The sequence below is a fragment of the Ancylobacter lacus genome (assembly GCF_018390635.1).
GTDB classification, from domain to species: Bacteria; Pseudomonadota; Alphaproteobacteria; order Rhizobiales; family Xanthobacteraceae; genus Ancylobacter; species Ancylobacter lacus.
Window position 1 is genome coordinate 476,629 of the sequence record NZ_JAHBGE010000044.1, and the last position, 22,595, is coordinate 499,223.

At 71.7% G+C, this 22,595-nt stretch carries 18 protein-coding genes; 6 read left to right on the plus strand and 12 right to left on the minus strand.

Features of this window, described 5'->3' with window-relative positions:
• Positions 1-8 precede the first annotated feature (8 nt).
• From KHC27_RS11110 to KHC27_RS11125, 4 genes are all read right to left on the minus strand, one after another.
• The gene (locus KHC27_RS11110; RefSeq protein WP_213338893.1) at positions 9-947 is read right to left on the minus strand and encodes a hypothetical protein; all 939 of its coding nucleotides are present in this window, start codon (positions 945-947) and stop codon (positions 9-11) included.
• A gap of 5 nt (positions 948-952) precedes the next feature.
• On the minus strand, positions 953-1,873 hold the full coding sequence (locus tag KHC27_RS11115) for an ABC transporter permease subunit (protein WP_213339040.1): 921 nt from the start codon (positions 1,871-1,873) through the stop codon (positions 953-955).
• Positions 1,874-1,961: 88 nt separating this feature from the next.
• Positions 1,962-2,972 carry an ABC transporter permease subunit gene (locus tag KHC27_RS11120; protein WP_213338895.1) on the minus strand — a complete coding sequence of 337 codons (1,011 nt, stop codon included), beginning with the start codon at positions 2,970-2,972 and terminating at the stop codon, positions 1,962-1,964.
• A gap of 265 nt (positions 2,973-3,237) precedes the next feature.
• Positions 3,238-4,830: an ABC transporter substrate-binding protein gene (locus KHC27_RS11125; RefSeq protein WP_213338897.1), complete on the minus strand. Its 1,593-nt coding sequence runs from the start codon at positions 4,828-4,830 to the stop codon at positions 3,238-3,240.
• Between the two features lie 282 nt (positions 4,831-5,112).
• Here KHC27_RS11125 and KHC27_RS11130 point away from each other — a divergent pair, with 282 nt between their 5' ends.
• On the plus strand, positions 5,113-6,342 hold the full coding sequence (locus KHC27_RS11130; protein WP_213338898.1) for an acyl-CoA dehydrogenase: 1,230 nt from the start codon (positions 5,113-5,115) through the stop codon (positions 6,340-6,342).
• A 91-nt stretch (positions 6,343-6,433) separates the two neighbouring features.
• Here KHC27_RS11130 and KHC27_RS11135 read toward each other — a convergent pair whose 3' ends face one another.
• The 5 genes from KHC27_RS11135 to KHC27_RS11155 all read right to left on the minus strand — a co-directional run bounded on the left by KHC27_RS11135 (position 6,434) and on the right by KHC27_RS11155 (position 12,301).
• Positions 6,434-6,583: a hypothetical protein gene (locus tag KHC27_RS11135; RefSeq protein ID WP_213338899.1), complete on the minus strand. Its 150-nt coding sequence runs from the start codon at positions 6,581-6,583 to the stop codon at positions 6,434-6,436.
• 95 nt (positions 6,584-6,678) lie between these two features.
• Positions 6,679-8,106: an ATP-dependent DNA helicase gene (locus tag KHC27_RS11140; protein WP_213338901.1), complete on the minus strand. Its 1,428-nt coding sequence runs from the start codon at positions 8,104-8,106 to the stop codon at positions 6,679-6,681.
• 42 nt (positions 8,107-8,148) lie between these two features.
• Positions 8,149-8,988, minus strand: coding sequence for an EamA family transporter (locus KHC27_RS11145; RefSeq protein WP_213338902.1), 840 nt, complete (start codon positions 8,986-8,988; stop codon positions 8,149-8,151).
• 377 nt (positions 8,989-9,365) lie between these two features.
• A complete protein-coding gene (locus KHC27_RS11150) occupies positions 9,366-10,646 on the minus strand; it encodes a winged helix-turn-helix domain-containing protein (RefSeq protein WP_213338905.1) in 1,281 nt (426 codons plus the stop codon).
• Positions 10,647-10,861: 215 nt separating this feature from the next.
• Positions 10,862-12,301, minus strand: coding sequence for an NAD-dependent succinate-semialdehyde dehydrogenase (locus KHC27_RS11155; protein ID WP_213338906.1), 1,440 nt, complete (start codon positions 12,299-12,301; stop codon positions 10,862-10,864).
• 212 nt (positions 12,302-12,513) lie between these two features.
• Between KHC27_RS11155 and KHC27_RS11160 the strand changes: the two genes are divergently transcribed.
• Together KHC27_RS11160 and KHC27_RS11165 are read left to right on the plus strand one after the other, a co-directional pair.
• Positions 12,514-13,083, plus strand: coding sequence for an MgtC/SapB family protein (locus tag KHC27_RS11160; RefSeq protein ID WP_343210893.1), 570 nt, complete (start codon positions 12,514-12,516; stop codon positions 13,081-13,083).
• On the plus strand, positions 13,070-13,465 hold the full coding sequence (locus tag KHC27_RS11165) for a hypothetical protein (protein WP_213339050.1): 396 nt from the start codon (positions 13,070-13,072) through the stop codon (positions 13,463-13,465). The genes KHC27_RS11160 and KHC27_RS11165 overlap by 14 nt, the downstream gene beginning before the upstream one ends.
• Before the next feature lie 498 nt (positions 13,466-13,963).
• Here the strand turns inward: KHC27_RS11165 and KHC27_RS11170 are convergent, their stop codons facing one another.
• The gene (locus tag KHC27_RS11170) at positions 13,964-16,990 is read right to left on the minus strand and encodes a DNA translocase FtsK (protein WP_246519807.1); all 3,027 of its coding nucleotides are present in this window, start codon (positions 16,988-16,990) and stop codon (positions 13,964-13,966) included.
• 278 nt (positions 16,991-17,268) lie between these two features.
• Positions 17,269-17,589 (minus strand): GNAT family N-acetyltransferase, encoded by a 321-nt coding sequence (locus tag KHC27_RS11175; protein ID WP_213338908.1) that lies wholly within the window; start codon positions 17,587-17,589, stop codon positions 17,269-17,271.
• A gap of 226 nt (positions 17,590-17,815) precedes the next feature.
• On the opposite strand from KHC27_RS11175, the gene KHC27_RS11180 reads away from it, so the two are divergent.
• The 3 genes from KHC27_RS11180 (at position 17,816) to KHC27_RS11190 (ending at position 21,317) form a co-directional block, all read left to right on the plus strand.
• Complete coding sequence (locus KHC27_RS11180; protein ID WP_213338910.1) at positions 17,816-18,436, plus strand: nitroreductase family protein; 621 nt, start codon at positions 17,816-17,818, stop codon at positions 18,434-18,436.
• Positions 18,437-18,571: 135 nt separating this feature from the next.
• Complete coding sequence (locus tag KHC27_RS11185; protein ID WP_213338912.1) at positions 18,572-20,770, plus strand: putative bifunctional diguanylate cyclase/phosphodiesterase; 2,199 nt, start codon at positions 18,572-18,574, stop codon at positions 20,768-20,770.
• A gap of 100 nt (positions 20,771-20,870) precedes the next feature.
• Positions 20,871-21,317, plus strand: a complete 447-nt coding sequence (locus tag KHC27_RS11190; protein WP_213338913.1) for a DUF2147 domain-containing protein — start codon at positions 20,871-20,873, stop codon at positions 21,315-21,317.
• 40 nt (positions 21,318-21,357) lie between these two features.
• Here the strand turns inward: KHC27_RS11190 and KHC27_RS11195 are convergent, their stop codons facing one another.
• Complete coding sequence (locus tag KHC27_RS11195) at positions 21,358-22,590, minus strand: class I SAM-dependent methyltransferase (protein WP_425514874.1); 1,233 nt, start codon at positions 22,588-22,590, stop codon at positions 21,358-21,360.
• Between the last annotated feature and the right edge of the window lie 5 nt (positions 22,591-22,595).

The window sequence follows — 22,595 nt, forward strand, 5'->3', positions numbered from 1 at the left end:
GCGAGGCCCTATTCTCCCGATCGTGGTGGGTCGGTAGTCGCCGCAGCGCTCTCCGGCGCCGGGGAGCCGGTGGCCGTGCGCGCCGTTGTCGCGCTGTCCGGCGGCGTGTCGGCCAGCGCCACGGTGAGAGCCGCGAAGTCCGTCACCCTGAATTCGAACGCGGGCGCCTCCAGCGGCGGCAGCCAGACCGCGCGTCGCGGCCCCTCCGGGGCTTCGACGAACTGGCGCAGCCTCGCCAGCGCCGCCATGCCGGCGCTGTCCGTCGCATTGGCGAGTTCGTAGTAGCCCGCCAGAAGCTGCGCCTTCTTGCCCTTCGACAGGCCCTTCAGCGCCCCGGCGCCGACCGCGTCGCCGGAGGTGTTCAGCATGCCGTTCAGATTGTAGTACCGCACCACGTCGAAGATGCGGTCGTGCGGGATGCGGTCATAGTGCTCGACCGCCTGGGCGAAGATCGGATCGGACGTGTCGGCCTTGGCGGCGGGGCCGGGCGGGGCGGCGTCGGTGTCGGCGGGCGGCTGCGGCTCCTCGAATTCGGCCGCGATCTTCTTCCTCACGCTGGCGGCGGTGAGCGCCCGGCGCTGCTGGCGCAGGTTCGACGAAATCTCGGCATAGAGCGCGATGGCGAGATCGATGCGCGCCTCCGCGCGCTGGTCGCGCCGCTCCAGCTCCTGCGCCAGCCGGCCGAGGAAGAAGGTGGCGAGCGTCGTGCCGGCCACGAACAGCGCGCCCCACGCGGTCGCCGTGTCGCGGGACAGGCCGAGCGCGGTGAGCAAGGCGAACAGGACCACCAGTGCCAGGAAGAGGCCGGCGATCACCACCGCGGCGGCACGGTACCATTCCGGGCTGTCGTCCCACAGGCGCCGCGTCGTCCGCCGCGCCCAGCGCAGGAAAGACGGCACCGTTCCTTGGCGCGGGTCGTCCGGCGTGGGCGGGCGCGGGGCGGCCATCGCGGTCAGCTCCGCCGCAGCTTCGGGTCGAGCGCGTCGCGCAGGCCGTCGCCCATCAGGTTGATCGCCACCACGGTGATGAGGATGGCGAGGCCGGGCAGGGTGACGATCCAGGGCGCGGCGCGGATGAACTCGCGGCTGTCGGCCAGCATGGCGCCCCATTCCGGCGTCGGCGGCTGGGCACCGAGGCCGAGGAAGCCCAGCGCCGCCGCCTCCAGAATGGCGTCGGAAACGCCGAGCGCGGCCTGCACGATGAGCGGGGCGAGGCAGTTCGGCAGCACGGTGACGAACATCAGCCGCAGCCGGCCGACGCCGGCGACCTGCGCCGCCACCACATATTCCTTCGACAGTTCCGACAGGGCCGCCGCCCGCACGATGCGGACATAGCGGGGCAGGTAGACCACCGTCACCGCCACGATGGTGTTGAGCAGGCTCGGCCCCAGCACCGCCACCACCAGGATCGCCAGCACGAGGCTGGGAATGGCGGTGATGACGTCCATCACCCGCATCACCACCGTGTCGACGAGGCCGCGCAGGAAAGCGGCGGCGAGGCCGAGCACGATGCCGACCGCGACCGACACCAGCATCACCGAAATGCCGATGCCGAGCGAGATGCGCGCGCCATAGATCAGCCGCGAGAGCAGGTCGCGGCCGAGCGCGTCGGTGCCGAGCGGGAAGGCCCAGCTTCCGCCCGCCGCCCACACCGGCGGCTGCTGCACATGGGCGCGGAACTGCTCGGTCGGCACATGGGGGGCGACCAGCGGCGCGAACACCGCCAGCAGGGCGATGGCCACCACCACCGCGAGCCCGGCCACTGCGCCGCGGTTCTCCCGGAAGGCGGCCCAGAAGCTGGCGAGGGCGGAGCGTTCCGCCGGCACGCTCTCCACCGGAGAAGCCCCGGCATCCGCCTCCAGCGGCAGGATCATGCCCGAGGCATCGACGGTGTCGTCGGTGTTCACCCGCTCGTCGGCCAGCGAGGGGGTGTGGGCGGGCAGCGGGGCGGGGGTGCGCGCATCAACCATGGCGGATCCTCGGGTTGATGGCGACATAGGCGAGGTCGACCAGCAGGTTCACCACAATGACGATGCCGGAGATGAGCATGATGCCGCCCTGCAGGGCGGGGTAGTCGCGCCGGGCGATCGATTCGATCAGCCACTTGCCCACGCCGGGCCAGGCGAAGATGTGCTCCGTCAGCACCGCGCCCGCGAGCAGCGTGCCGGTCTGCAGGCCGATGACCGTGACGACCGGGATCAGCGCGTTGCGCAGCGCGTGCAGCCCCACCACCCGCAGCGGCGAGAGACCCTTGGCCCGCGCGGTGCGGACATAGTCCTCGCTCAGCACCTCCAGCATGGATGACCGGGTCATGCGGGCGATCACCGCCAGCGGAATGGTGCCGAGCACGATCGAGGGCAGGATCAGGTGCTGCGCCGCCGACCAGAACGCGCCTTCCTGGTCCGACAGCAGGCTGTCGATCAGCATGAAGCCGGTGACCGGCTCGAAATAGTAGTTGATGAGGTCGACACGGCCCGAGACCGGGGTGAGGCCCCAGCTCTCCGACACCAGCATGATGAGCAGAAGGCCCCACCAGAAGATCGGCATGGAATAGCCGGTCAGCGCCACCGCCATCACCGCATGGTCGAGCACGCCGCCCCGCTTCACCGCCGCCAGCACGCCGACCGGCACGCCGATGACCACGGCCAGCAGCAGCGCGCAGAGCGAGAGTTCCAGCGTTGCCGGAAACAGCGTGAGGAATTCGTGCAGGACCGGCGTCTTGGTCACGATGGAGACGCCGAAATCGCCATGGACCAGCCCGTTGGCGTAATCGAGGAACTGCTGCCACACCGGGCGGTCGAGCCCGAGCTCGTGGCGGAACTGGGCGAGGCGCTCGGGCGAGATCCCGCGCTCGCCGGTGCGCACCTCGATCGGGTCGCCCGGCACCAGCCGGACCGCGATGAAGGTGACGAACATCAGCGCCACGAAGGTCGGCAGCGTCAGCGCGACGCGGCGGATCACGAAACGGAGCATGGTCATCCCGGGTGGCGATGCGCCTCGGCCGGCCCCGGCGCCCGGCAGGCGACCATGCCGGGACGACGCAGCGGTGCGGCTTTGCGGATCGGTGTTCGTGGCGTCGGACCGGCACGGCGGCGGCCGTGCACGGCATGGGACGGCATAGGGTCGCAACCCGCCGGCCGGCGTTCCCGTCACGCTCTCCAGCGCGGCGGCGGCCGGCGGCGTTTCGATAAGGCACGGCGCCGGCGGAGCGCTCCCTCTCCGCCGGCGCCGGCCGCGGTCACTTCAGCTCGACGCCGTAGAACTCGTGGCGGCCGAACGGGCTGACCTTGTAGTCCACCACTTCCTTGCGGATGGGCTCATAGACCACGGAGTGGGCGATGGTGAACCACGGCGCCTCCTCCTTCACGATCACCTGGGCCTGCTCGTAGAGCTTGGTGCGCTCGGCGAGGTCGGAGGAGACCCGGGCCTTGTTGATGAGGTCGTCGAACTCCTTGTTGCACCACTTGGCGAGGTTCTGGCCACCCTGGCGGGCGGCGGGGCAGCCGAGCAGGAAGAAGAAGTTGTCGGGGTCGCCATTGTCGCCGGTCCAGCCGAGCTGGCCGGTGATGTGCTCGCCCTGCTGCATGCGCTTGCGGTATTCGCCCCACTCATAGGACACCAGCTTGGCGTTCACGCCGATCTTGGCGAGGTCGGCCTGCATCATCTCGGCGATACGCTTGGCGTTGGGGTTGTAGGGCCGCTGCACCGGCATCCACCACAGGTCGATGTCGAGCGGCGTGGTCACCCCGGCGTCGGCCAGCATCTTCTTGGCCTTCTCGGGATCGTAGGCGTAGTCCTTCACCGCGGTGTTGTAGGACCAGATGGTCGGCGGGATCGGGTTGATCGCGGCCTGGCCGGCGCCCTGGTAGACGTCCTTGATGATCGCGGCCTTGTCGATCGCCATGTTGAAGGCCTGGCGGACCTCCTTCTTGTCGAAGGGCGGCTTCTGCACGTTGAAGGCCCAGTAGGCGATGTTGAGGCCCGGCTGCGAGAGCAGGTTGATGGCCGGGTCGGTCTTCATCGCGGTGATGTCGGCCGGGTTCGGCGCGATCATCACGTGGCACTCGCCCTTCTTCACCTTGGCGTAGCGGGCGGTGGGGTCCGGGGTGATGGCGAAGACCAGATTGTCGATCTTGGCCTTGCCCTCGTAATAGGCCGGGAAGGCCTTGTAGCGGATCACCGCGTCCTTCTGGTAGGCGACGAAGCTGAACGGCCCGGTGCCGACGGGAATCTGGTCGAACTGCTCGGGCGTGCCCTTCTTCAGCAGGAAGTCGGCATATTCCTTGGAATGGATGGTGCCGAAGTCCATCGCGAGATTGGCGAGCATCGGCGCGTTCGGCTCGTTGAGCGTGAACTTCACCGTGTAGTCGTCGACCTTGTCGATGCTCTTGAGCAGGTCGGGCATGCTCATGTCGTTGAAGTAGTCATAGGCGCCGCCGGTCACCTTGAAATACGGGTTGTCCGGCTTCCACTGGCGCTCGAAGGAGAACAGCACGTCGTCGGCGTTGAAGTCGCGGGTCGGGGTGAAGCCGTTCACGCCGGAGTGGAACTTCACGCCCTTGCGCAGTTTGAAGACGATCTCCTTGCCGTCGGGGCTCACGGTCCAGCTCTCGGCGAGACCGGGGACCACCTTGGTGGTGCCGCGCTCGAACTCGACGAGCTGGTTGTAGACCGGGCGCGCGGCGTCGAAGCTGGTGCCGGTGGTGTTCAGGGCCGGGGTGAAGTTCTCCGGGCTGCCTTCGGAGCAGTAGACCAGGGTGTTTGCGTAGGCCGGCACCGCCAGCACCGACAGAATCGCGGCGGCGGCGAACTTCGCCTTCAGGAACGACATGTGCGGATTCCCCTCTAACGACGATCCCGCGGTGGCTTAGGCCAGGTTTTAACCGGCGGGAGCATCAACCCTGACGACTGAAACACGGACGTCGTCGCAGCGCAATAATATGTCTGCCCCCGACAAAAGTCTTAAAGCCGCGCCGTTCCGGCCCGATTACCGGCAACCCCGCAAGGCGGGCGGGCGGCCCGAGGGGGCTGCACCGATGCCGGCGATCGGCTACAACCGCGGCAGCCAACAACAGCCGCGCCCACGACGCGGCATCCGCCGGGAGACCGCGACATGACCGCCAGCCCCTCCGCCGCCGCGAGCCCGGAACGTTCCGCCCGCAGCGTGCCGCCCTTCGACTGGGCCGATCCGTTCGACCTTGACGGGCAGCTCACCGAAGAGGAGCGCATGGTCCGCGACACCGCGCGCGACTATGCTCAGGAGCAGCTCGCCCCCCGCGTCGCCAGCGCCTACCGCGACGAGCGTTTCGACCGCGAGATCATGACCGAGATGGGCGCGCTCGGCCTGCTCGGCCCCACCATCCCGGAGGAATATGGCGGCGCCGGCCTCGGCTATGTCGCCTATGGCCTCGTCGCCCGTGAGGTGGAACGGGTCGATTCGGGCTACCGCTCGGCGATGAGCGTGCAGTCCTCGCTGGTGATGCACCCGATCTATGCCTATGGCGACGAGAGCCAGCGCCGGGCCTACCTGCCGCGTCTCGCCACCGGCGAGATCGTCGGCTGCTTCGGCCTCACCGAGCCCGACGCCGGCTCCGATCCCGCCGGCATGCGCACCCGCGCCGAGAAGATCGACGGCGGCTACCGCCTGACCGGCGCCAAGATGTGGATCACCAACGCGCCGATCGCCGACGTCATGGTGGTGTGGGCGAAGTCGGCCGCGCATGGCGACGCCATTCGCGGCTTCGTGCTGGAGCGCGGCATGAAGGGGCTCTCCACCCCGAAGATCGAGAACAAGCTGAGCCTGCGCGCCTCCATCACCGGCGAGATCGTGATGGATGGCGTCGAGGTGCCGGAGAGCGCGCTGCTGCCCAACGTCGCCGGCCTCAAGGGTCCGTTCGGCTGCCTCAACCGCGCCCGCTACGGCATCGCCTGGGGCGTGATGGGCGCGGCGGAGGCCTGCTTCCACGCCGCCCGCAGCTACACGCTCGACCGCAAGCAGTTCGACAAGCCGCTGGCCGCCACCCAGCTCGTGCAGAAGAAGCTGGCGGACATGCTCACCGAGATCGGGCTCGGCCTGCAGGGCGCGCTGCGCATCGGCCGGCTGTTCGAGGAAGGCCGGCTGCCGCCGGAGGCCATCTCCATCATGAAGCGCAACAATTGCGGCAAGGCGCTCGACATCGCCCGGCTCGCCCGCGACATGCATGGCGGCAACGGCATCTCGGCGGAATACCCGGTGATGCGCCACATGGTGAACCTCGAAACGGTGAACACCTATGAGGGCACCCACGACATCCACGCGCTGATCCTCGGCCGCGCCATCACCGGGCATCAGGCCTTCTTCTGAGCGGCGCGGCCGCTTGTGCGGTCTGAGAGCGGCGCAGCCGTTTACGCGCGGGATGAAAAGGGAAGGGCGGGCGGCGTCGGGCGCGGCCCGCTCACTCGGCAGCGACGGTGCTGGCGGCGGGCTGGGACGGCATTTCCAGCCGGCCGGAGAACGGGTGTCCGAACACCACCGTCGCCGCGATGATGCCATAGGCGAGCGCGAACAGGATCCGGTCGCGATAGCGGGCAAGGGTGGAGCGCATGGCGAGCATCCCGTGAAGATCGGCTTAATCTACCGGGATGATGGATCAATGTAAAGCGTCGGTTGTGGAAACCGAGGTTTCACATAAGGTCTACGTTATTCGCTCTCCGCGGCCTCGCGCTCGAAGGCCTGGGTGAAGCCGGCGACGCGGCGGTCGACCCGGATGTCGGCGATGCGCAGCGGCCGTGCCAGCGAGAGGCCGGCCAGCGAGCGGGCGCGGGAGAGCGCGACATAGGCCTGTCCGGCGGCGAAGGTGCCGGCGTCGAAGTCGATCCGCACATCGTCAAGGGTCAGGCCCTGCGCCTTGTGCACCGTCACCGCCCAGGCCGGCACCAGCGGAAGCTGGGAATAGGAGCCGACCACCTTGGTGGCGATCTTGCCGCCGGTTTCGTCCCAGTCGTAGCGGATGCGCTCCCAGCTCGTCGCCTCGATCTCGCAGAGCTGGCCGGTGGCGTCGAAGCGCACATAGGCGCTGGTCGGCGAGAGCCCCACCACCGTGCCGACCGAGCCGTTCACCCATTGCCGCGCCGGGTCGTTGCGCACCGCCATCACCCGGGCGCCGACCTTCAGGGTCAGCGCCTCCGGCACCGGCAGGCGGTCGTTCTGGAGGTCGAATTCCCCCTCGCTCACCCCGCCATAGGAGCGGCCGGCATCGTGCAGCGCGTCCATGCCGCGCTGGTTGTAGGCGTCCACCCGGGCATTTGTGGGCGCCAGCACCACCGGCACCCGGCCGTCGCGATGCTCGCGGTGGCAGGCGGCGTTGATTGCCTCCACCGCCTCCGCCACCTGCCGGCCGCCGCGCAGATTGGCGAGATGGGCAATGAAGGTGGTGTCGACCTGGCGGTACACCTGGGTGAAGGCCAGCCGGTCCACCTCCGCCTCGCGCAGCACCTGGGCGTCGAAGGCGAAGGGGCCGTCATAGCCGAGCCGGCCCAGCATCTCCCGCTCCACCGTGGGCACCACCGGCGGCAGCTGCAGGAAATCGCCCACCAGCACCATCTGCACCCCGCCGAACGGGCGGGGGTCCTCGCGGGCGAGGCGCAGGCAGCGGTCCACCGCGTCCAGCACGTCGGCCCGCACCATGGAAATCTCGTCGATGACCAGCCGCTCCAGCCGCTTCATCACCGCCCGGCGCTGCGCCTTGGGCTTGGCCTCGGCGGGGTCGATGAGGCGCGGCGGCAGGCCGAAGAAGGAATGGATGGTCTGCCCGCCGAGCTGGAGCGCGGCCACGCCGGTGGGGGCGAGGAAGGCCTGCTTGCCCTCACCGAGCCGCCGCACCGCCTGGAGGAAGGTGGTCTTCCCGGTGCCCGCGCCGCCGAGCACCATGACCACCGGGGTGCCGCGCTTCAGCCGTTCCAGCGGCGCGGCGAAGGCGCCCTCCGGCACGCCGGGCAGGGGGGTGTCGCGGGCGGCGGCGTGTGCGGCCTCGAGGCTCGCATGGGCCTTGCGGATGGCGGCGGCCTTGCGCGCCGCGGCGGCATCCGCCGGCGGCCGGGCACCCTGATTCGGAACGGATCGGCTCATGGGCGACAGGGAAGCACAGCCGCGGCGCGCCTGCGAGCGGGGTCAGTGCAGCTTGATGAGCACCAGCCCGCCGACGATCAGCGCCGCGGCGACGAGGCGGTTTGCCCGCAGCGGCTCGTGCAGCACGACGACGGCGATCACCGCCCCGAACAGCACGCTCGATTCCCGCACCGCCGCCACCAGCCCGATCGGCGCCCGCGTCATCGCCCAGATCGAGATCCAGTAGGCCGACAGCGACATCGCCCCGCCGGCAAGGCCGGGCCCGACGAAGGCGAGCGCCGGCCGCAGCGCCGCCGGCCCCTTCCACACCAGACCGAACAGGGTGATGAGCGCGCTGTCCATCACGAACAGCCAGGCGGAATAGACATGCGGGTTGCCCGTCGCCCGGGCGCCCAGCCCGTCCACCAGCGTATAGGCGGTGATGCTGGCGCCGCAGGCCAGCGCCAGCCGCAGCGCCTTCGGGTCGAACCGGGTGCCCTGTCCCCGCCACGCAATGGCGACGATGCCGACCGCGAGCAGCGCCACCCCGGCGAAGCCCTGAGCGTCGATCGGCTCGCCCAGCACGGCGAGCGAGATCAGCGTCGTCATCAGCGGCGCGCTGCCGCGTGCCACCGGGTAGACCTGCCCCATGTCGGCCAGCCGATAGGCCCCGCTCAGGGTGAGGTAGTAGAACAGGTGGATGGCGATGGAGGCGCCGATCCACGGCCACACATGGAGCGCCGGCGGCCCCAGCCACAGCGCCGCCGGCAGCGCGATGACGCCGCAGGCCGCATTCACCAGCACCACGGCGAGGAAGGGGTCCAGCCGTATCTTGAGGATGGCGTTCCAGCCGGCGTGCATCGCCGCCGCGGCGATGACCGCCAGGAATACGGTGAAATCCATTGTCGCCGAACTGTCACAAAGCTGGTGCCGGCGTAGTCGATTTCCCCGCCCGCGCCAAGCGCCGAAGCCCGGCGGCGACGTGCGGCCTCAAGAGGCGGGCGTGGGAGGCGGGGCTTCTGGGCGTTGGAGCGCCGGGATGTGGCCGCGTCTGTGACGGCCGGCAGGCCCTCAACCGCGCTGCACGTCCCGGGGGCCTCATGACCGGACATCGCCCGCACGGATACGACCCTTCGCCGGAACGAGCGCGCCAATGCCGCTCGATGGGCGCGGGCGCGCGGTCCGCTCGCCGGCCCGTGGATATGGAGCGAGACCCCGGCCGAGGGCGGCTTCCGCTAGCCGCGGCGGTTATGCGCCGGCGTCGAGGCGCGCGTTCCGGCTCAGCCCGACGACCCCTCGCCCAGCGCCGCCCGGAGCGGCGCGGCGAGGTCGCCCTTCTCGCCGGCCCGCACCCCGCCGAGCCCCAGCCAGCCCGCCAGCAGCCGCAGCTCGGCGGCCAGCGCCTCGGCCACCGGCCCGGCGGCGGCGTCGGCTTCCAGATGCGCCGCCGGCACGGCGAGCACCCCGGCGGCGCGCTCCGCCTTCACGTCGACCCGCGCCACCAGCCGGTCGCCGAGCAGGAAGGGCATGACGTAGTAGCCATGCGCGCGCTGGTCGGCCGGGGTGTAGAAGGCGAGGCGGTAGTGGAAGCCGAACAGCTCGTGGGTGCGGCGCCGCTCGAACACCAGCGAGTCGAACGGCGAGAGCAGCGCCCGTGCCGCGATCCGGCGCGGGATGCGGGCGTCGGCGGCGAGATAGCCGGGGCGGCTCCACCCTTCCACCGCCACCGGCAGCAGCGCGCCATCCTCCACCAGCTCGGCCACACGGGCCCTGGATTCGGCGGCGTCGAGCCGATAATAATCGCGCAGGCACGGCTCGCTGGCGACGCCGAGCGCCCGGGCGGCGCCGAGCAGCAGCCGGCGCTGCGCCTCCGCCGGGCCCGGTACCGGCGCGGCGAGAGCGTCGGCCGGCAGCACCCGCTCCGGCAGGTCGTAGAGCCGCTCGAAGCCGCGCCGCTCGGCGGTGGTCACCGCGCCGGCCCAGAACAGATATTCCAGCGCCTGCTTGCCCGCGCTCCAGCCCCACCAGCCGCCTTCGCCCTTGCCGCCGTCGACCCGGCCGCCTTCGGTGAGCTCGCCGGCGGCGAGCGGGCCGCGGGCGCGCACCTCCTCCAGCACGGCGCGGACATAGTCCGGCCGCTCGCGGGCGAAGCGGGCGAGGCCGCCATAGATGCCCTCGCCGCGCGCCGCCCGCTCCATCCGCCAGCGCATCAGCGGGTACAGCGTCACCGGCAGCAGCGAGGCCTCGTGGCCCCAATATTCGAACAGCGTCCGCCGCCGGCCCCGGGTGGCGGCGTCGAGCCGCTCCACGGGGTAGGGGCCGAGCCGGGAGAACAGCGGGAGATAGTGCGAGCGCACCAGCACGTTGACGGAATCGATCTGCAGCAGGCCGAGCCGTTCCACCATGCGGCGCATGGCAGGGTGGCCGGCGGGCTCCGCGACCCGGCCCGCCCCGGCATGGCCGCTGCCGAAGCCCTGCGCCGCCAGCGCCACGCGCCGGGCTTCACGGGCGGAGAGTTTTTCGCGCGGCGGCGGCAGGGCGGGGGCTTCGGCATCGCTCATGGGCACCGCGGGGTTCGGGGGCCGGCAGCATGAGGGGAGTCGGCCGCCGCCATCAAGGCCGGCGCGCCCGGCCGCTGGCGATCAGGGCGCCGGCGGGGGGCACAGATGGCGGCATCATCGCCGGGAGCACGCCGGGGCCATGGTCCCGGCGGGAATGGTGGCGGGGCCGGGGCCGTCGCCGGGGCCGTCGCCCCGGCGGCAGGAGGACCAGCGGCTCAGACCGCGTACTGGGTCACGAACTTGGTGTTCACATAGGCGTCCATCGCCTCGGTGCCGCCTTCCGAGCCGTAGCCGGAATCCTTCACCCCGCCGAACGGCACCTCGGGCAAAGCGAGGCCGTGGTGGTTGATGGAGATCATGCCGCTCTCGACCCGGCGGCTGAACTCGTCCGCCGTGGTGCCGGAGCGGGTATAGGCATAGGCGGCGAGGCCCCAGGGCAGCCGGTTGGCCTCGGCGAACAGCGCCTCGGAGGAGGAGAAGGAGGCGATCGGCACCACCGGGCCGAACGGCTCCTCGTTCATGATGCGGGCGGAGAGCGGCACCCCGGTCAGCACGGTCGGCTCGAAGAAATAGCCGTTATTGCCGATGCGGTTGCCGCCGGTCAGGAGGGTGGCGCCCTGCTGCACCGCGTCGGCGGTCAGCGCCTCCATGGCGTCGACCCGGCGGGAATTGGCGAGCGGGCCCATCCGCACGCTCTCGTCGAGGCCGTTGCCCACCTTCACCTTCTTCACCGCCTCGGTGAAGCCGTCGACGAAGCGCTCATAGACGTTCTCATGGACGAGGAAGCGGGTGGGGGAGACGCAGACCTGTCCGGCATTGCGGAACTTGGCGCTCGAGAGCAGCTTGATGGCGTGGTCGAGGTCTGCATCCTCGAACACCACCGCCGGGGCGTGGCCGCCCAGCTCCATGGTGACGCGCTTCATGTGGGCGCCGGCCAGCGCGGCGAGCTGCTTGCCCACCGGGGTCGAGCCGGTGAACGTGACCTTGCGGATCACCGGGTGGGGGATGAGGTAGTTCGAGATTTCCGCCGGCACGCCGAAGACGAGGTTCACCACGCCGGCCGGCAGCCCGGCATCCTCATAGCACTTGATGAGCGCGGCGCAGCTCGCCGGGGTCTCCTCCGGCCCCTTCAGGATCACCGAGCAGCCGGCGGCGATGGCGGCGGAAACCTTGCGCACCGCCTGGTTGATCGGGAAGTTCCACGGGGTGAAGGCGGCGACCGGGCCGACCGGCTCGCGGTGGACGATCTGCTGCACGCCCTCGGCGCGGGCGGGGATCAGCCGGCCATACTGGCGGCGGCCTTCCTCGGCCATCCAGTCGATGATGTCGGCGGCCGCCAGCGTCTCGATGCGGGCTTCGGCGATCGGCTTGCCCTGCTCCATCGTCATGATGCGCGAGATGTTCTCGTGCCGCTCGCGCAGCAGCTCGGCGGCCTTGCGCATCAGCTTGTAGCGCTCGTGCGGGGACACCCGGCTCCAGCTTCGGAAGGCCCGCTCGGCGGCGTCCAGCGCCTCGTCGAGATCGGCGGTGCCGGCATGGGCCACGGTGCCGATCGTCTCGCCGGTGGCGGGGTTCAGCACCGGCTCGCTGCGGGCGCCGGTGCGCCAGGTGCCGTCGATGAAGAGCGAGACGTCGGGATAGGTGGCGGTCAGCATGGGCGGTGTCCTTGGTTCTGGAACGGCTGGGCTGTGGAACGGCTGGCCCTCACCTAATCCTCCGGCGGCGCGGGCGAAAGGGGCGTGTACGCATAGCCCGGCCGCGGGCGCGCCGCATCCCGCCGCCCGCCGGGGCACCGGACGCTGGGGAACTTCGGCGCCCACGCGGGGTTGCTCAGCGGAGGCCGGCACCTCCGGCCGGGGACACCACCGTGCTCGACCTCACCGGCAAGGACACCGACGCGCTCGTCCGCCTGACCGCCGCCGCCCTCATCGGCATGGTGATCGGCGTCAACCGCGACCTGCGCGGCAAGCCGACCGGCATGCGCACGCTGGGGCTGGTGTGCATGGGCGCGGCGCTGGTGTCGCTGGCGGCGATCCGGGTCGGCGATCTGGCCGACCGCCCCGACGCCATGAGCCGCGTGGTGCAGGGCATCGTGCAGGGGGTGCTCACCGGCATCGGCTTCCTGGGCGCCGGCGTGGTGCTGCGCGACCGTGACGCGATGGAGGTCCACGGCCTCACCACTGCGGCGACGGTGTGGGTGACGGCCGCGCTCGGCATCGCCGCGGCGCTGGCGAGCTGGGTGCTGATCGCGACCGGGCTCGGCATCACGCTGGGGCTGCTGGCGGTGGCCAACCCGCTGGAGAAGATGATCGAGCGTCGCGGCGCCGCGCGCCGCACGCAACCGCGTCGCGAGCCCGCGACGGGAATGGACAAGCGTCCCGAGGCCGTGACGCGGCCGCCTTCCGGGCAGACAGGAGCCGAGCATGCCGACCGTTGACCGCCTGCGCCACGACATCGACCGTGGTCTCACCGGAGACAAGGTACCGTTTCCCGATCCCGCCGCCGCGCCGCTGGGCACCGACGACGAGGCGGCCGGCACGCCGGCTTCCCCGGAGGCCATCGCCCATGCCCGTCGCGTCGAGGCGGGGGGCGATGCCCGCCGAGGCCCGGCGGTGACGGATGAGAGCACGCGCGGCTATTCCGGCGAGGCGCACCCGCCGGGGGCGGTCGCGCCGGGCGGCGGCGCGTCCGGGGTGCTGGCGGGCGACGGCATCCGTTCCTCGGCCAAATCCGCGGCCAAGCGCTGGCGCGCCATCTGGATGCTGGCCGGCGCCGTGCTGATCGTGGCGGTGGCGATGTGGTCGATGGCGCCGGCCTGAGGCCACGGGCCGGGCCGCGATCGCGGTTCGGGCCCCTCCATGCGGCCGGCCGCCGGCGTCGCCCGGTGTCCGCACCGCCGCACCGCGCCGGCACAGCGCGGCGCCCGGTGGCGCGGGCCGGTCCCCGGTGGCGGGGCTGGCGGGCGGTCCCCCGCGCGAACCTCGAGCGCCCCACGCGAATCTCAAGCGCACATCCGCAGCCCGGCCCCTTCGCGCACGCGCAACCCCTTGCCCGGCTTCACCTTCGCCGCCAGCCACCCAACACACCGCCGCGCCGCTCCGCCAGCGAGGGTTCGCGCAACCGCGTCCTTTCGGCGTTTCTTGTCAGCATGTTGGAAATCCGGCGGTCGCTCCCTCACGGGGGCGTGGATCGAAACCCGTTCCCGCGCGACATCGTCCGCTGGGCGCTGCGTCGCTCCCTCGCGGGCCGGGCGCGGTGGCGCAAAAGCGAACGGCCGGGCGAGCCCGGCCGTTCGTCGTCATCCCGGGGCGGCCGGCTCAGCGGCTGGCGAGGATCTCGCGCTTGCCGGCGTGGTTGGCCGGGCCGACCAGACCTTCGTTCTCCATCCGCTCCATGATCGAGGCGGCGCGGTTGTAGCCGATCTGCAGCCGGCGCTGGATGTAGCTGGTGGAGGCCTTGCGGTCGCGCATCACCACCGCCACCGCCTGGTCGTAGAGATCGCCGGGCTCCTCGCCCATGGCGGATTTGTCGAACACCGCGGCGTCCTCGGCCTCCTCGATCTCCTCGCCTTCCTCGGCGGTCACGGCCTCGATGTAGTCGGGCCGGCCCTGGCGCTTGAGGTGCTGCACCACCTTCTCCACCTCGTGGTCGGAGACGAAGGGGCCGTGCACGCGGGAGATGCGGCCGCCGCCCGCCATATAGAGCATGTCGCCCTGGCCAAGCAGCTGCTCGGCGCCCATCTCGCCGAGGATGGTGCGGCTGTCGATCTTCGAGGTCACCTGGAACGAGATGCGGGTGGGGAAATTGGCCTTGATCGTGCCGGTGATGACATCGACCGAGGGGCGCTGGGTGGCCATGATGATGTGGATGCCGGCGGCGCGCGCCATCTGGGCGAGGCGCTGGATCGCGCCTTCGATCTCCTTGCCGGCGACCATCATCAGGTCGGCCATCTCGTCCACCACCACCACGATGTAGGGCAGGGCGGCGAGATCCATGATCTCCTCCTCCTCCTGCATCTGGCCGGTTTCGCGGTCGAATCCGGTCTGCACCGTGCGGGTGATGATCTCGCCTTTGGCGCGGGCCTCGGCGACGCGGGCGTTGAAGCCGTCGATGTTGCGCACGGCGAGGCGCGACATCTTCTTGTAGCGCTCCTCCATCTCCCGCACCGCCCATTTCAGCGCGATGATGGCCTTCTTGGGATCGGTCACCACCGGGGTCAGCAGGTGGGGAATGCCCTCATAGACCGAGAGCTCCAGCATCTTCGGGTCGATCATGATCAGGCGGCACTGCTCCGGCCGGTGGCGGTAGAGCAGGCTGAGGATCATGGTGTTGATGGCGACCGACTTGCCCGAGCCGGTGGTGCCGGCGACCAGCAGGTGCGGCATGCGGGCGAGGTCGACGATCACCGGCTCCCCGCCGATGGTCTTGCCCAGCGCGATGGCGAGCTTCGACCTGGCGGCGGTGGCCTCGAACTCGTGGCTCGCCAGCATCTCGCGCAGCCACACCGTTTCGCGCCGCTGGTTGGGCAGCTCGATGCCGATGACGTTGCGGCCCTCGACCACGGCGACCCGGGTCGAGATCGCGCTCATCGAGCGGGCGATGTCGGCGGACAGGCCGGTGACCCGGCTCGACTTGATGCCGGGGGCCGGCTCCAGCTCGTACAGCGTCACCACCGGGCCGGGATTGGCGTCGATGATCTCGCCGCGCACGCCGAAATCGTGCAACACCTGCTGCAGCTTCACCGAGTTGCGCTCGAGGAACTCCTCGGAGAGTTCGAAATCCGGCTCGCTCTGCGGCGGCTCGGCCAGCAGCTCGATCGGCGGGAACTCATAGCCATCCGCCGCCACATGCAGGGCGGGGGCCGGCGACGGGGCGACGGGCTCCGGCAGGGCTTCCGGCTGCGGTTCGGGCTGCGCGGGGAGCGGAGCCGCCGGCGCGGCGACGCTCGCCACCGGCGCGGGCGCGGCGGGGGCGATGGCGGCCGGGGAGGGGGCCGCCTCCTGCGGCGGCACGAAGACCGGCCAGGCGAAGGAATAGCGCACATCCGCGCCCGCCACCGGCAGCCCGGTGAAGCCGGCATCGGCGGCGAAACCGTCCTCATGGCCGGCAGGCAGGGCGTCGCTCTCCACCGCCGGGGCGATCTCGTCCTGCACCAGCGGGGCGTCGGCGTCGTCCTCCTCCAGCCCGACCACCGGCGCCGCGACCGGCGGCGCCTCCCAGTCGAGCCGGATCAGCTCGGCGATGCGGCGCACATTGGCCGGCGGCCCGCCGGCGCCGCGCGCGGCGGCGGCCGGGGACACGGGGGCGGGTGCCGCAGCGACAGGCGCCACCACAGGAGCGGCCACCACAGGAGCGGCGACCGGCAGGGCCGGCGTCTCGGCCGGAGCAACCGCGGCCGGCGCGGCGAAGACGGCCGCCACCGAAGCGACGGGCGCCACGACGGCCTGTGCGGCAGCGGTGTCGTCGATGCGCGGGGCCTGCGCCACCGTCACCGGCGTCGCGTCGGCAACCGGCGCGACGACAGCGGCGACAGCCGCAGGCAGGCTCCCGGCGCCCGGCACGTCCGGGAGCGGGGCGAGAAGCACGGGCGTCTGCGGCTCGGGCGCGGCGGCGCCGGGGGCCGGTTCGGGCTCGCTGGCGGCCTCGGCGCCGGCTTCCGGCGAGCCGGCCTCCGGGGCCGATGCGCGGTGGCCGCGTCCCCACGCGCCGCTGCGGGGCACGATGAGCGGCGGCGGCCGCAGCGCGTGCAGCGGATGGGCGGGGTCGGCGCTGCCCACCGGCGGACCGGCGGGCGCCTCCTTCGACAGGGCGTCGGCGGGCCCGCTGGCCCCCTCAGGCTCCGCCACCGCCGCCACCTGCTGCGGGCGCAGCAGATAGTCCGGCGTTCGGGTGAAGCGGGTGTTCACATTGGTCGGCAGCGTGAAGGGCCGCAGCCAGCTCGGCATGAAGGGATCGGCCTCCGGCGCCGGCGCGGCGGCGCGCGGGGTCCGCCCCGGCCGCGGCGGCGGCGGGCGCGCCGGCGCCGGGGTGGCGCGGCTGGGGCGCTGCGGCCCCTGCGCCGGGGCAAGCGCCACGGTGGAGTGGCTCGGCGCCGGCGCGCCGCCATCGGAAGGCGCCGGCGGGGCCGCCAGCAGCGGCGCGGAGAGCGGCGGCATGGTGCCGGCCGGCTGTTCCGGCCGGCCGAGCAGGCTGCGCGCCGTCACCTGGTCGTTGTGGTAGGCGGCGACGTGCTTGGCCGGCGCCGGTGCCGGCGTGCCCGGCGGCCGTGCGCCGGGCAGCGGGTTGGTGCGCGGCACCGGCCGGGCCGGCCGCACCGGGCCGGGCATCGCGCCCGGCGCGGGCATGCCCGCATCGGTGGAGAATTCGAACGGTTGGGTGGTATCCCCGGGGTGCCGCATGTGCCGATCGACCGTGCCAGAAGTGATGTCGTCGGGACCCCTCCGGGCCCCGCGCCTTACCCTCTAGGCATAGCCAGAACGGCGTTAATGAACGGTATGAACGCCGCCTCCACCGGCCCCGCGCTCCACCGCGCCGGCCGGCGCGGCGGATTTCGCCCGGTGCCGTGGCGCGGCGGCCACGCTTGCAGAGGCTTCCCCGCTGGCGGGCATGCGGCGCGGCGCCGTCAGCGCGGAATGCCGAGCGTGTCCTTGATGGAATCGCCGAGCAGGTCGTGCGTCTCCGGGTGCTTCAGCATGTAGCGGCCGAACACCGAGCAGCGCGGCAGCACGGACAGGCCGCGCTGGCGGGCGGTGTGCAGCCCGGCCTCGACGAGCTGGGTGGCAATGCCGCGCCCGCCGAGCTCCGGAGGAACCTCGGTGTGGGTGAAGATGATGAGGCCGTCGGCCAGTATGTACTGGGCGAAGGCGGTGTGACCCTCGATCGTGGTCTCGAAGCGGCTGGCCTGCGGGTTGTCACGCACGTCGATGATGGCGTCGTTGCTCATGTTTCCTCCGGTGCGGGCCCAGGGCGCCGCCGATTGCCGGCCTGTTGTACAGGCAATTATATGGTCGACCAAATGCATCGGCCGCCCGGCGCTCCCTTTCTCCGGGCTGTCCGGCCGCCGGTCCTGCGGCCGCATCGCCCGCCGATGCGCCGGCCGCCACGCGCCCACTCCAGCGACACGGCGGCACGGCGGGTGTATCTGGCGGGCGTCTCCATCGGGAAACCCCATGTCCGCATCCCACAATGCCGCCACCCCGCCGCGGGATCCGCTGGCCTTCCTCGAAAGCCGCCGCTCGGTGGCGTTCACCGATCTCGGTGCGCCGGGGCCGGACCCGGCGCAGCTCGATCGCCTGCTGGCGGTGGCCGCCCGCACGCCGGACCACGCGCTGCTGGTGCCGTGGCGCTTCATCGTGCTGGAAGGGGAGGCGCGCGGGCAGGCCAGCGCCCGGCTCGCCGCCGCCTACCGGCTCGCTCACCCCGACATGGAGGAAGCCCGGCGGGAGAAGTTCGCGGCCATCATGGGCCGCCTCTTCACCCATGCGCCCGTCGTGGTGGCGGTCGTCAGCCGGCCGGATCGCTCGACCCGCATTCCCGTCTTCGAGCAGGAGCTTTCGGCCGGCGCCGTCTGCATGAACCTGCTGCACGCCATCCACGCGCAAGGTTTCTCCGGCACATGGGTGACGGGATGGGCGGCGACCCATCCGCTCGCCCTCGCCGTGCTCGGCGTGGAGGCGGGCGAGCAGGTCGCCGGCCTGGTGCACATGGGCACGGCCCGCCAGATGCCCGGCGAACGGCCGCGGCCGGACATGGCGGCGCTGGTGAGGCGGTGGTCGCCCGCCGGGGCCTGAGCCCGGCCCTGCCAGCGGCGATTGCCGGCGGTACCTTGATGCGCGAAGCGGTTGCGGCGCACCAATGAGAAAGGTGAAAAAAGCCTTTTCTTTCAATGAATAACGTGCCTATCGTCAGAAGAGGGGACGATCCGGATGGCAGGTGGTACGCAGGCGAAGACCGACATCCCGACCGAGGAGGCTCGGCTGGAGGCCTTGCAGGCGTTCAACGTGGCCGGGGTCGAGGGGTCGTCGACGCTGGAGGAGATCACCCGCCTCGCCGCCGATATCTTCGGCATGCCCAGGGCCTGGGTTTCCTTCGTCGAGCGCGACCGCCAGTGGCTGGTGTCCCGCACCGGGGTGGACATCAAGGAAACCCCGCGCTCGTCCTCCTTCTGCAGCCATACCGTTCAGGGCGACGTTCCGCTCGTCGTGCCGGATATCGACCGCGATCCCCGCTTCCGCGACATGGAGCAGATCGGCACCCGGCTGCGGTTCTATGCCGGCGCTCCGCTCATCTCCGCCCATGGCCACCGCATCGGCGCGCTCTGCGTGGGCGACACCGCGCCGCGCGGGGATTTCACCGAGGCCGATGCCGGCATCCTCGTCCGGCTGGCGGCGCTGGTCATGGAACACCTCGAACTGCTGCGCAGCGAGATCGTCCGCCAGTCGATGATGGCGTTCGGCAACGCCACCGACCTCGCCATGATCGCGACCAATGCGAAGGGCATCATCCTTTTCGTCAACCGGGCCGCCTCGCACATCTTCGGCTACGGCCCGGACGAGATGATCGGGCGCGACTGCGTGATGATCATGCCGGAGCGGATGCGGGAGGCGCACAGCGCCGCCATGGCCCGGGTCTCGGCCGGCGGGCAGAGCCGGCTCAGTGGGCGCACCCTCGAGGTCACCGGCCTCCGGCGCGACCGCACCGAGTTTCCGATGGAGCTGTCGCTCTCGGTCTGGCGCCGCCACGATGGCGAGGTGGGCATGGGCGCCATCATCCGCGACATCTCGCTGCGTCGTCAGCGCGACATGCGGCTGCTGCGGCTCGCAAATCACGACCCGCTCACCGGGCTGAAGAACCGCCGCCGTTTCGAGGATCTGCTCGGCGCGTTCATGGAACGGAGCGGCAATCCCGCCGTGCTGCTGCTCGACCTCGACGGCTTCAAGGAGGTCAACGACACCCAGGGCCATGGGGTGGGGGACACCGTGCTGCAGGCCGTGGCGGTGCGCATTGCCGCCGCCCTGCCGTCCGACGCTGTGGTGGCCCGGTTCGGTGGCGACGAGTTCGCGGTGCTGCTGCCCGACAGCGGCGGCCCGGATTTCACCGTTGCCACGCTGGCGGCGCAGGCGGTGCTGCGCGCCTTCGTCTCGCCCTTCGTCACGGAGGGGCTGGTGTTCCAGCTCGGGGTGAGCATCGGCTGCGCCTGCGCGCCGGAACACGCCAGCGACGTCGAGGAACTGATCGCCAGCGCGGACTTCGCGCTGTACCGCGCCAAGGAAGGCGGCGGGCGCAACTGGCGCCTGTTCGAGCCCGCCATGCGCGACGCCGCCCGGGCCCAGCGTGCCCTGCAGGACGAACTGCTGCGCGGGCTGCACCGCGGCGAATTCGAGCTGTACTACCAGCCGCAGGTCGCGCTTGACCGCGGCCGCATCTTCGGCATGGAGGCGCTGATCCGCTGGAACCACCCCCGGCGCGGCGTCCTCACCCCCGCCGCCTTCGTCGAGGTGCTGGCGGGCAGCGTGCTGGCGCTGCCGGTGGGGCGCTGGGTGATGAACGAGGCCTGCGCCCGGCTGGAGGCGTGGCGGGCGGCGGGCATCGGCGATGTCCGCGTCGGCATCAACATCTTTCCCGCCCAGTTCCGCGGCGGCACCTTCGGCGCCGAGGTGCTGGAGGCCATCCGCCGCCACCATCTCGATCCCGGCAGCGTCGAGATCGAGGTGACCGAAGGCGTCATGCTCGACTATGACGAGGTGGCGATGGCGCAGATCACCATGCTCCGCCACGCCGGGGTGCGGGTGGCGCTGGACGATTTCGGCACCGGCTATGCCTCGCTCAGCGCGCTGAAGCGCTTCCCCCTCACCACCCTGAAGATCGACCGCAGCTTCGTCACGGACCTCGCCACCAGCCCCCGCGACACCGCCATCGCCCGCGCCATGCTCTCCATGGGCGCGGAGCTCGGTCTCGACGTCATCGCCGAGGGGGTGGAGACGCCGGAGCAGGAGCGGATGCTGATCGAGCTGGGCTGTGTCTGCGGCCAGGGCTTCCGCTATGGCCGCCCGATGGCGGAGTCCGAGGCGCTCGGCGCGCTCCAGCGCGATGCCGAACGCCAGCAGGCCGGCGCGGCGCTCTGAGCCGAGGCGCCCTGAGCGGAGGCTCGGGCGCGTGGCCGGCAGATCCACCGGGACCCCCGCTGCGTAAGGCAGGGCATCGCTGCTCCCGCGGAGGCCTGCCATGACCCGGACCCCGACCCCTGCACGCGTTCCCTCGCGCCGCCGCGCCGTCCCGCACCGGGCGCTGCCGCCGGCCTTCTGCGCCGCCCTGCTGGTGTTTTCGCTCGGCAGGCCCGCGCCGGCCGCCGCCGATCCGGCGGCGCAGGCCAAGGGTGTCTGGCTGCGCGACGACGGCAATGCCCGGGTGCGCGTCGCCCCGTGCGGGCCGAGCCTGTGCGCCACCAATCTGTGGATCGGCGACACCAGCGGCGGCGAGGCGGTGGGCGACCTTCTGGTGATGCGGGTGGCGGCCCGGGACGCCGACACGCTCGGCGGCACCGCCTACGACCCCAAGCGCAAGATGACGTTTTCCATGGAGATGACGGTCGCCCCGACCCGGCTCGTCACTCGGGGCTGCGTGCTGGGCGACCTTCTGTGCCGGAGCGTGAGCTGGCGGCGGGTGGAGTGAGGCGCCCGGCGGTGCCCCTCGCTGGGCGGCCGCGTCGGGCTCAGCCCTTCAGCGTGTAGAAGCCGACGTCGATGGCGCCGGCGCGGAAGCCGCCCTCGCAGTAGCAGAAATAGTACTCCCACAGCCGGCGGAACTCGTCGGGAAACCCCAGCCGCGACGCCTGCGGCCAGGTCAGCAGGAAGCGCCGCCGCCATTCGTGCAGGGTGCGGGCGTAGCTCTCGCCGAAGCACTGGCTGTCCGCCAGCTCCAGCCCGGCCCGCCGCGCCTGTTCGGCGAGGATGGTGCGGGTCGGCAGCATGCCGCCGGGAAAGATGAACTGCTGGATGAAGTCGGTGTTGCGGCGGTAGCCTTCGAAACGGTCCTCGGCGATGGTGATGACCTGCAGCACGGCGGTGCCGCCGGCCTTCAGCCGGTCGCGCAGCGTCCGGAAATAGGTCGGCCAGTACCGCTCCCCAACCGCCTCGATCATCTCCACCGAGACGATGCGGTCGAACTGCCCCGTGGTGTCGCGGTAATCCTCGTAGCGCAGCCGTACCCGACCGGTGAGGCTCTCCGCCGCCAGCATCGCCTGCGCCCAGGCGAGCTGCTCGCGCGAGAGCGTCAGGCCGGTGACGGTGGCGCCGCGGCGGGCGATGGCGGCGGCGAGCGCGCCCCAGCCGCAGCCGATCTCGAGCACGCTCTCGCCGCCCTTCAGCTCCAGCAGCTCCACCGCGCGGTCGAGCTTGGCCTCCTGCGCCTCCTCGAGGCTCTGGCCGGGCCGGCTGTAGAGCGCGGAGGAATAGGACATGCCGGCATCCAGCCAGAGCCGGTAGAACTCGTTGCCGAGGTCGTAGTGGAAGGCGATGTTGCGCCGGCTGCCACGCCGGGAATTGCCGCGCACGCCGTGGCGCAGCCGGTTCCACACCCGCACCGGCAGCAGCGCGCCGAGCGCCTTCTCCACATGGGGCACGTTGTGGGCGGCGAGTTCGAGCAGCGCGGCGAGGTCGGGGCTCGACCAGTCGCCATCGGCATAGGCCCGAGCGAAGCCGATGTCGCCGGCCGAGATGAGGCGGCGCAGCGCCCGCCAGCGGTGCAGCTCCAGCGTCGCCTCGGGGCCGGCGAGGGCGCCGCGCCGGGTGAGACGCTGGCCGCCCGGCGTCACCACCGTGAGGCGGCCGATCTCGATGCTGGAGAGAACCCGCTGCAGCATGGCCTCGCCGATCCGGCTGCGGCGCGCGTGGCCGGGGAACGCGCTGTCCGCCATCGGCCCGGTGCTGTTGCTGTTCATCGTCATCCGCG

Excerpts from the sequence above, each read along its gene's own strand:
- KHC27_RS11110 (WP_213338893.1), bottom strand. The coding sequence starts at position 947 with ATGGCCGCCCCGCGCCCGCCCACGCCGGACGACCCGCGCCAAGGAACG.
- KHC27_RS11115 (WP_213339040.1), bottom strand. The coding sequence starts at position 1,873 with ATGATCCTGCCGCTGGAGGCGGATGCCGGGGCTTCTCCGGTGGAGAGC.
- KHC27_RS11120 (WP_213338895.1), bottom strand. The coding sequence starts at position 2,972 with ATGCTCCGTTTCGTGATCCGCCGCGTCGCGCTGACGCTGCCGACCTTC.
- KHC27_RS11125 (WP_213338897.1), bottom strand. The coding sequence starts at position 4,830 with ATGTCGTTCCTGAAGGCGAAGTTCGCCGCCGCCGCGATTCTGTCGGTG.
- KHC27_RS11130 (WP_213338898.1), top strand. The coding sequence starts at position 5,113 with ATGACCGCCAGCCCCTCCGCCGCCGCGAGCCCGGAACGTTCCGCCCGC.
- KHC27_RS11135 (WP_213338899.1), bottom strand. The coding sequence starts at position 6,583 with ATGCGCTCCACCCTTGCCCGCTATCGCGACCGGATCCTGTTCGCGCTC.
- KHC27_RS11140 (WP_213338901.1), bottom strand. The coding sequence starts at position 8,106 with ATGAGCCGATCCGTTCCGAATCAGGGTGCCCGGCCGCCGGCGGATGCC.
- KHC27_RS11145 (WP_213338902.1), bottom strand. The coding sequence starts at position 8,988 with ATGGATTTCACCGTATTCCTGGCGGTCATCGCCGCGGCGGCGATGCAC.
- KHC27_RS11150 (WP_213338905.1), bottom strand. The coding sequence starts at position 10,646 with ATGAGCGATGCCGAAGCCCCCGCCCTGCCGCCGCCGCGCGAAAAACTC.
- KHC27_RS11155 (WP_213338906.1), bottom strand. The coding sequence starts at position 12,301 with ATGCTGACCGCCACCTATCCCGACGTCTCGCTCTTCATCGACGGCACC.
- KHC27_RS11165 (WP_213339050.1), top strand. The coding sequence starts at position 13,070 with ATGCCGACCGTTGACCGCCTGCGCCACGACATCGACCGTGGTCTCACC.
- KHC27_RS11170 (WP_246519807.1), bottom strand. The coding sequence starts at position 16,990 with ATGCCCGCGCCGGGCGCGATGCCCGGCCCGGTGCGGCCGGCCCGGCCG.
- KHC27_RS11175 (WP_213338908.1), bottom strand. The coding sequence starts at position 17,589 with ATGAGCAACGACGCCATCATCGACGTGCGTGACAACCCGCAGGCCAGC.
- KHC27_RS11180 (WP_213338910.1), top strand. The coding sequence starts at position 17,816 with ATGTCCGCATCCCACAATGCCGCCACCCCGCCGCGGGATCCGCTGGCC.
- KHC27_RS11185 (WP_213338912.1), top strand. The coding sequence starts at position 18,572 with ATGGCAGGTGGTACGCAGGCGAAGACCGACATCCCGACCGAGGAGGCT.
- KHC27_RS11190 (WP_213338913.1), top strand. The coding sequence starts at position 20,871 with ATGACCCGGACCCCGACCCCTGCACGCGTTCCCTCGCGCCGCCGCGCC.
- KHC27_RS11195 (WP_425514874.1), bottom strand. The coding sequence starts at position 22,590 with ATGACGATGAACAGCAACAGCACCGGGCCGATGGCGGACAGCGCGTTC.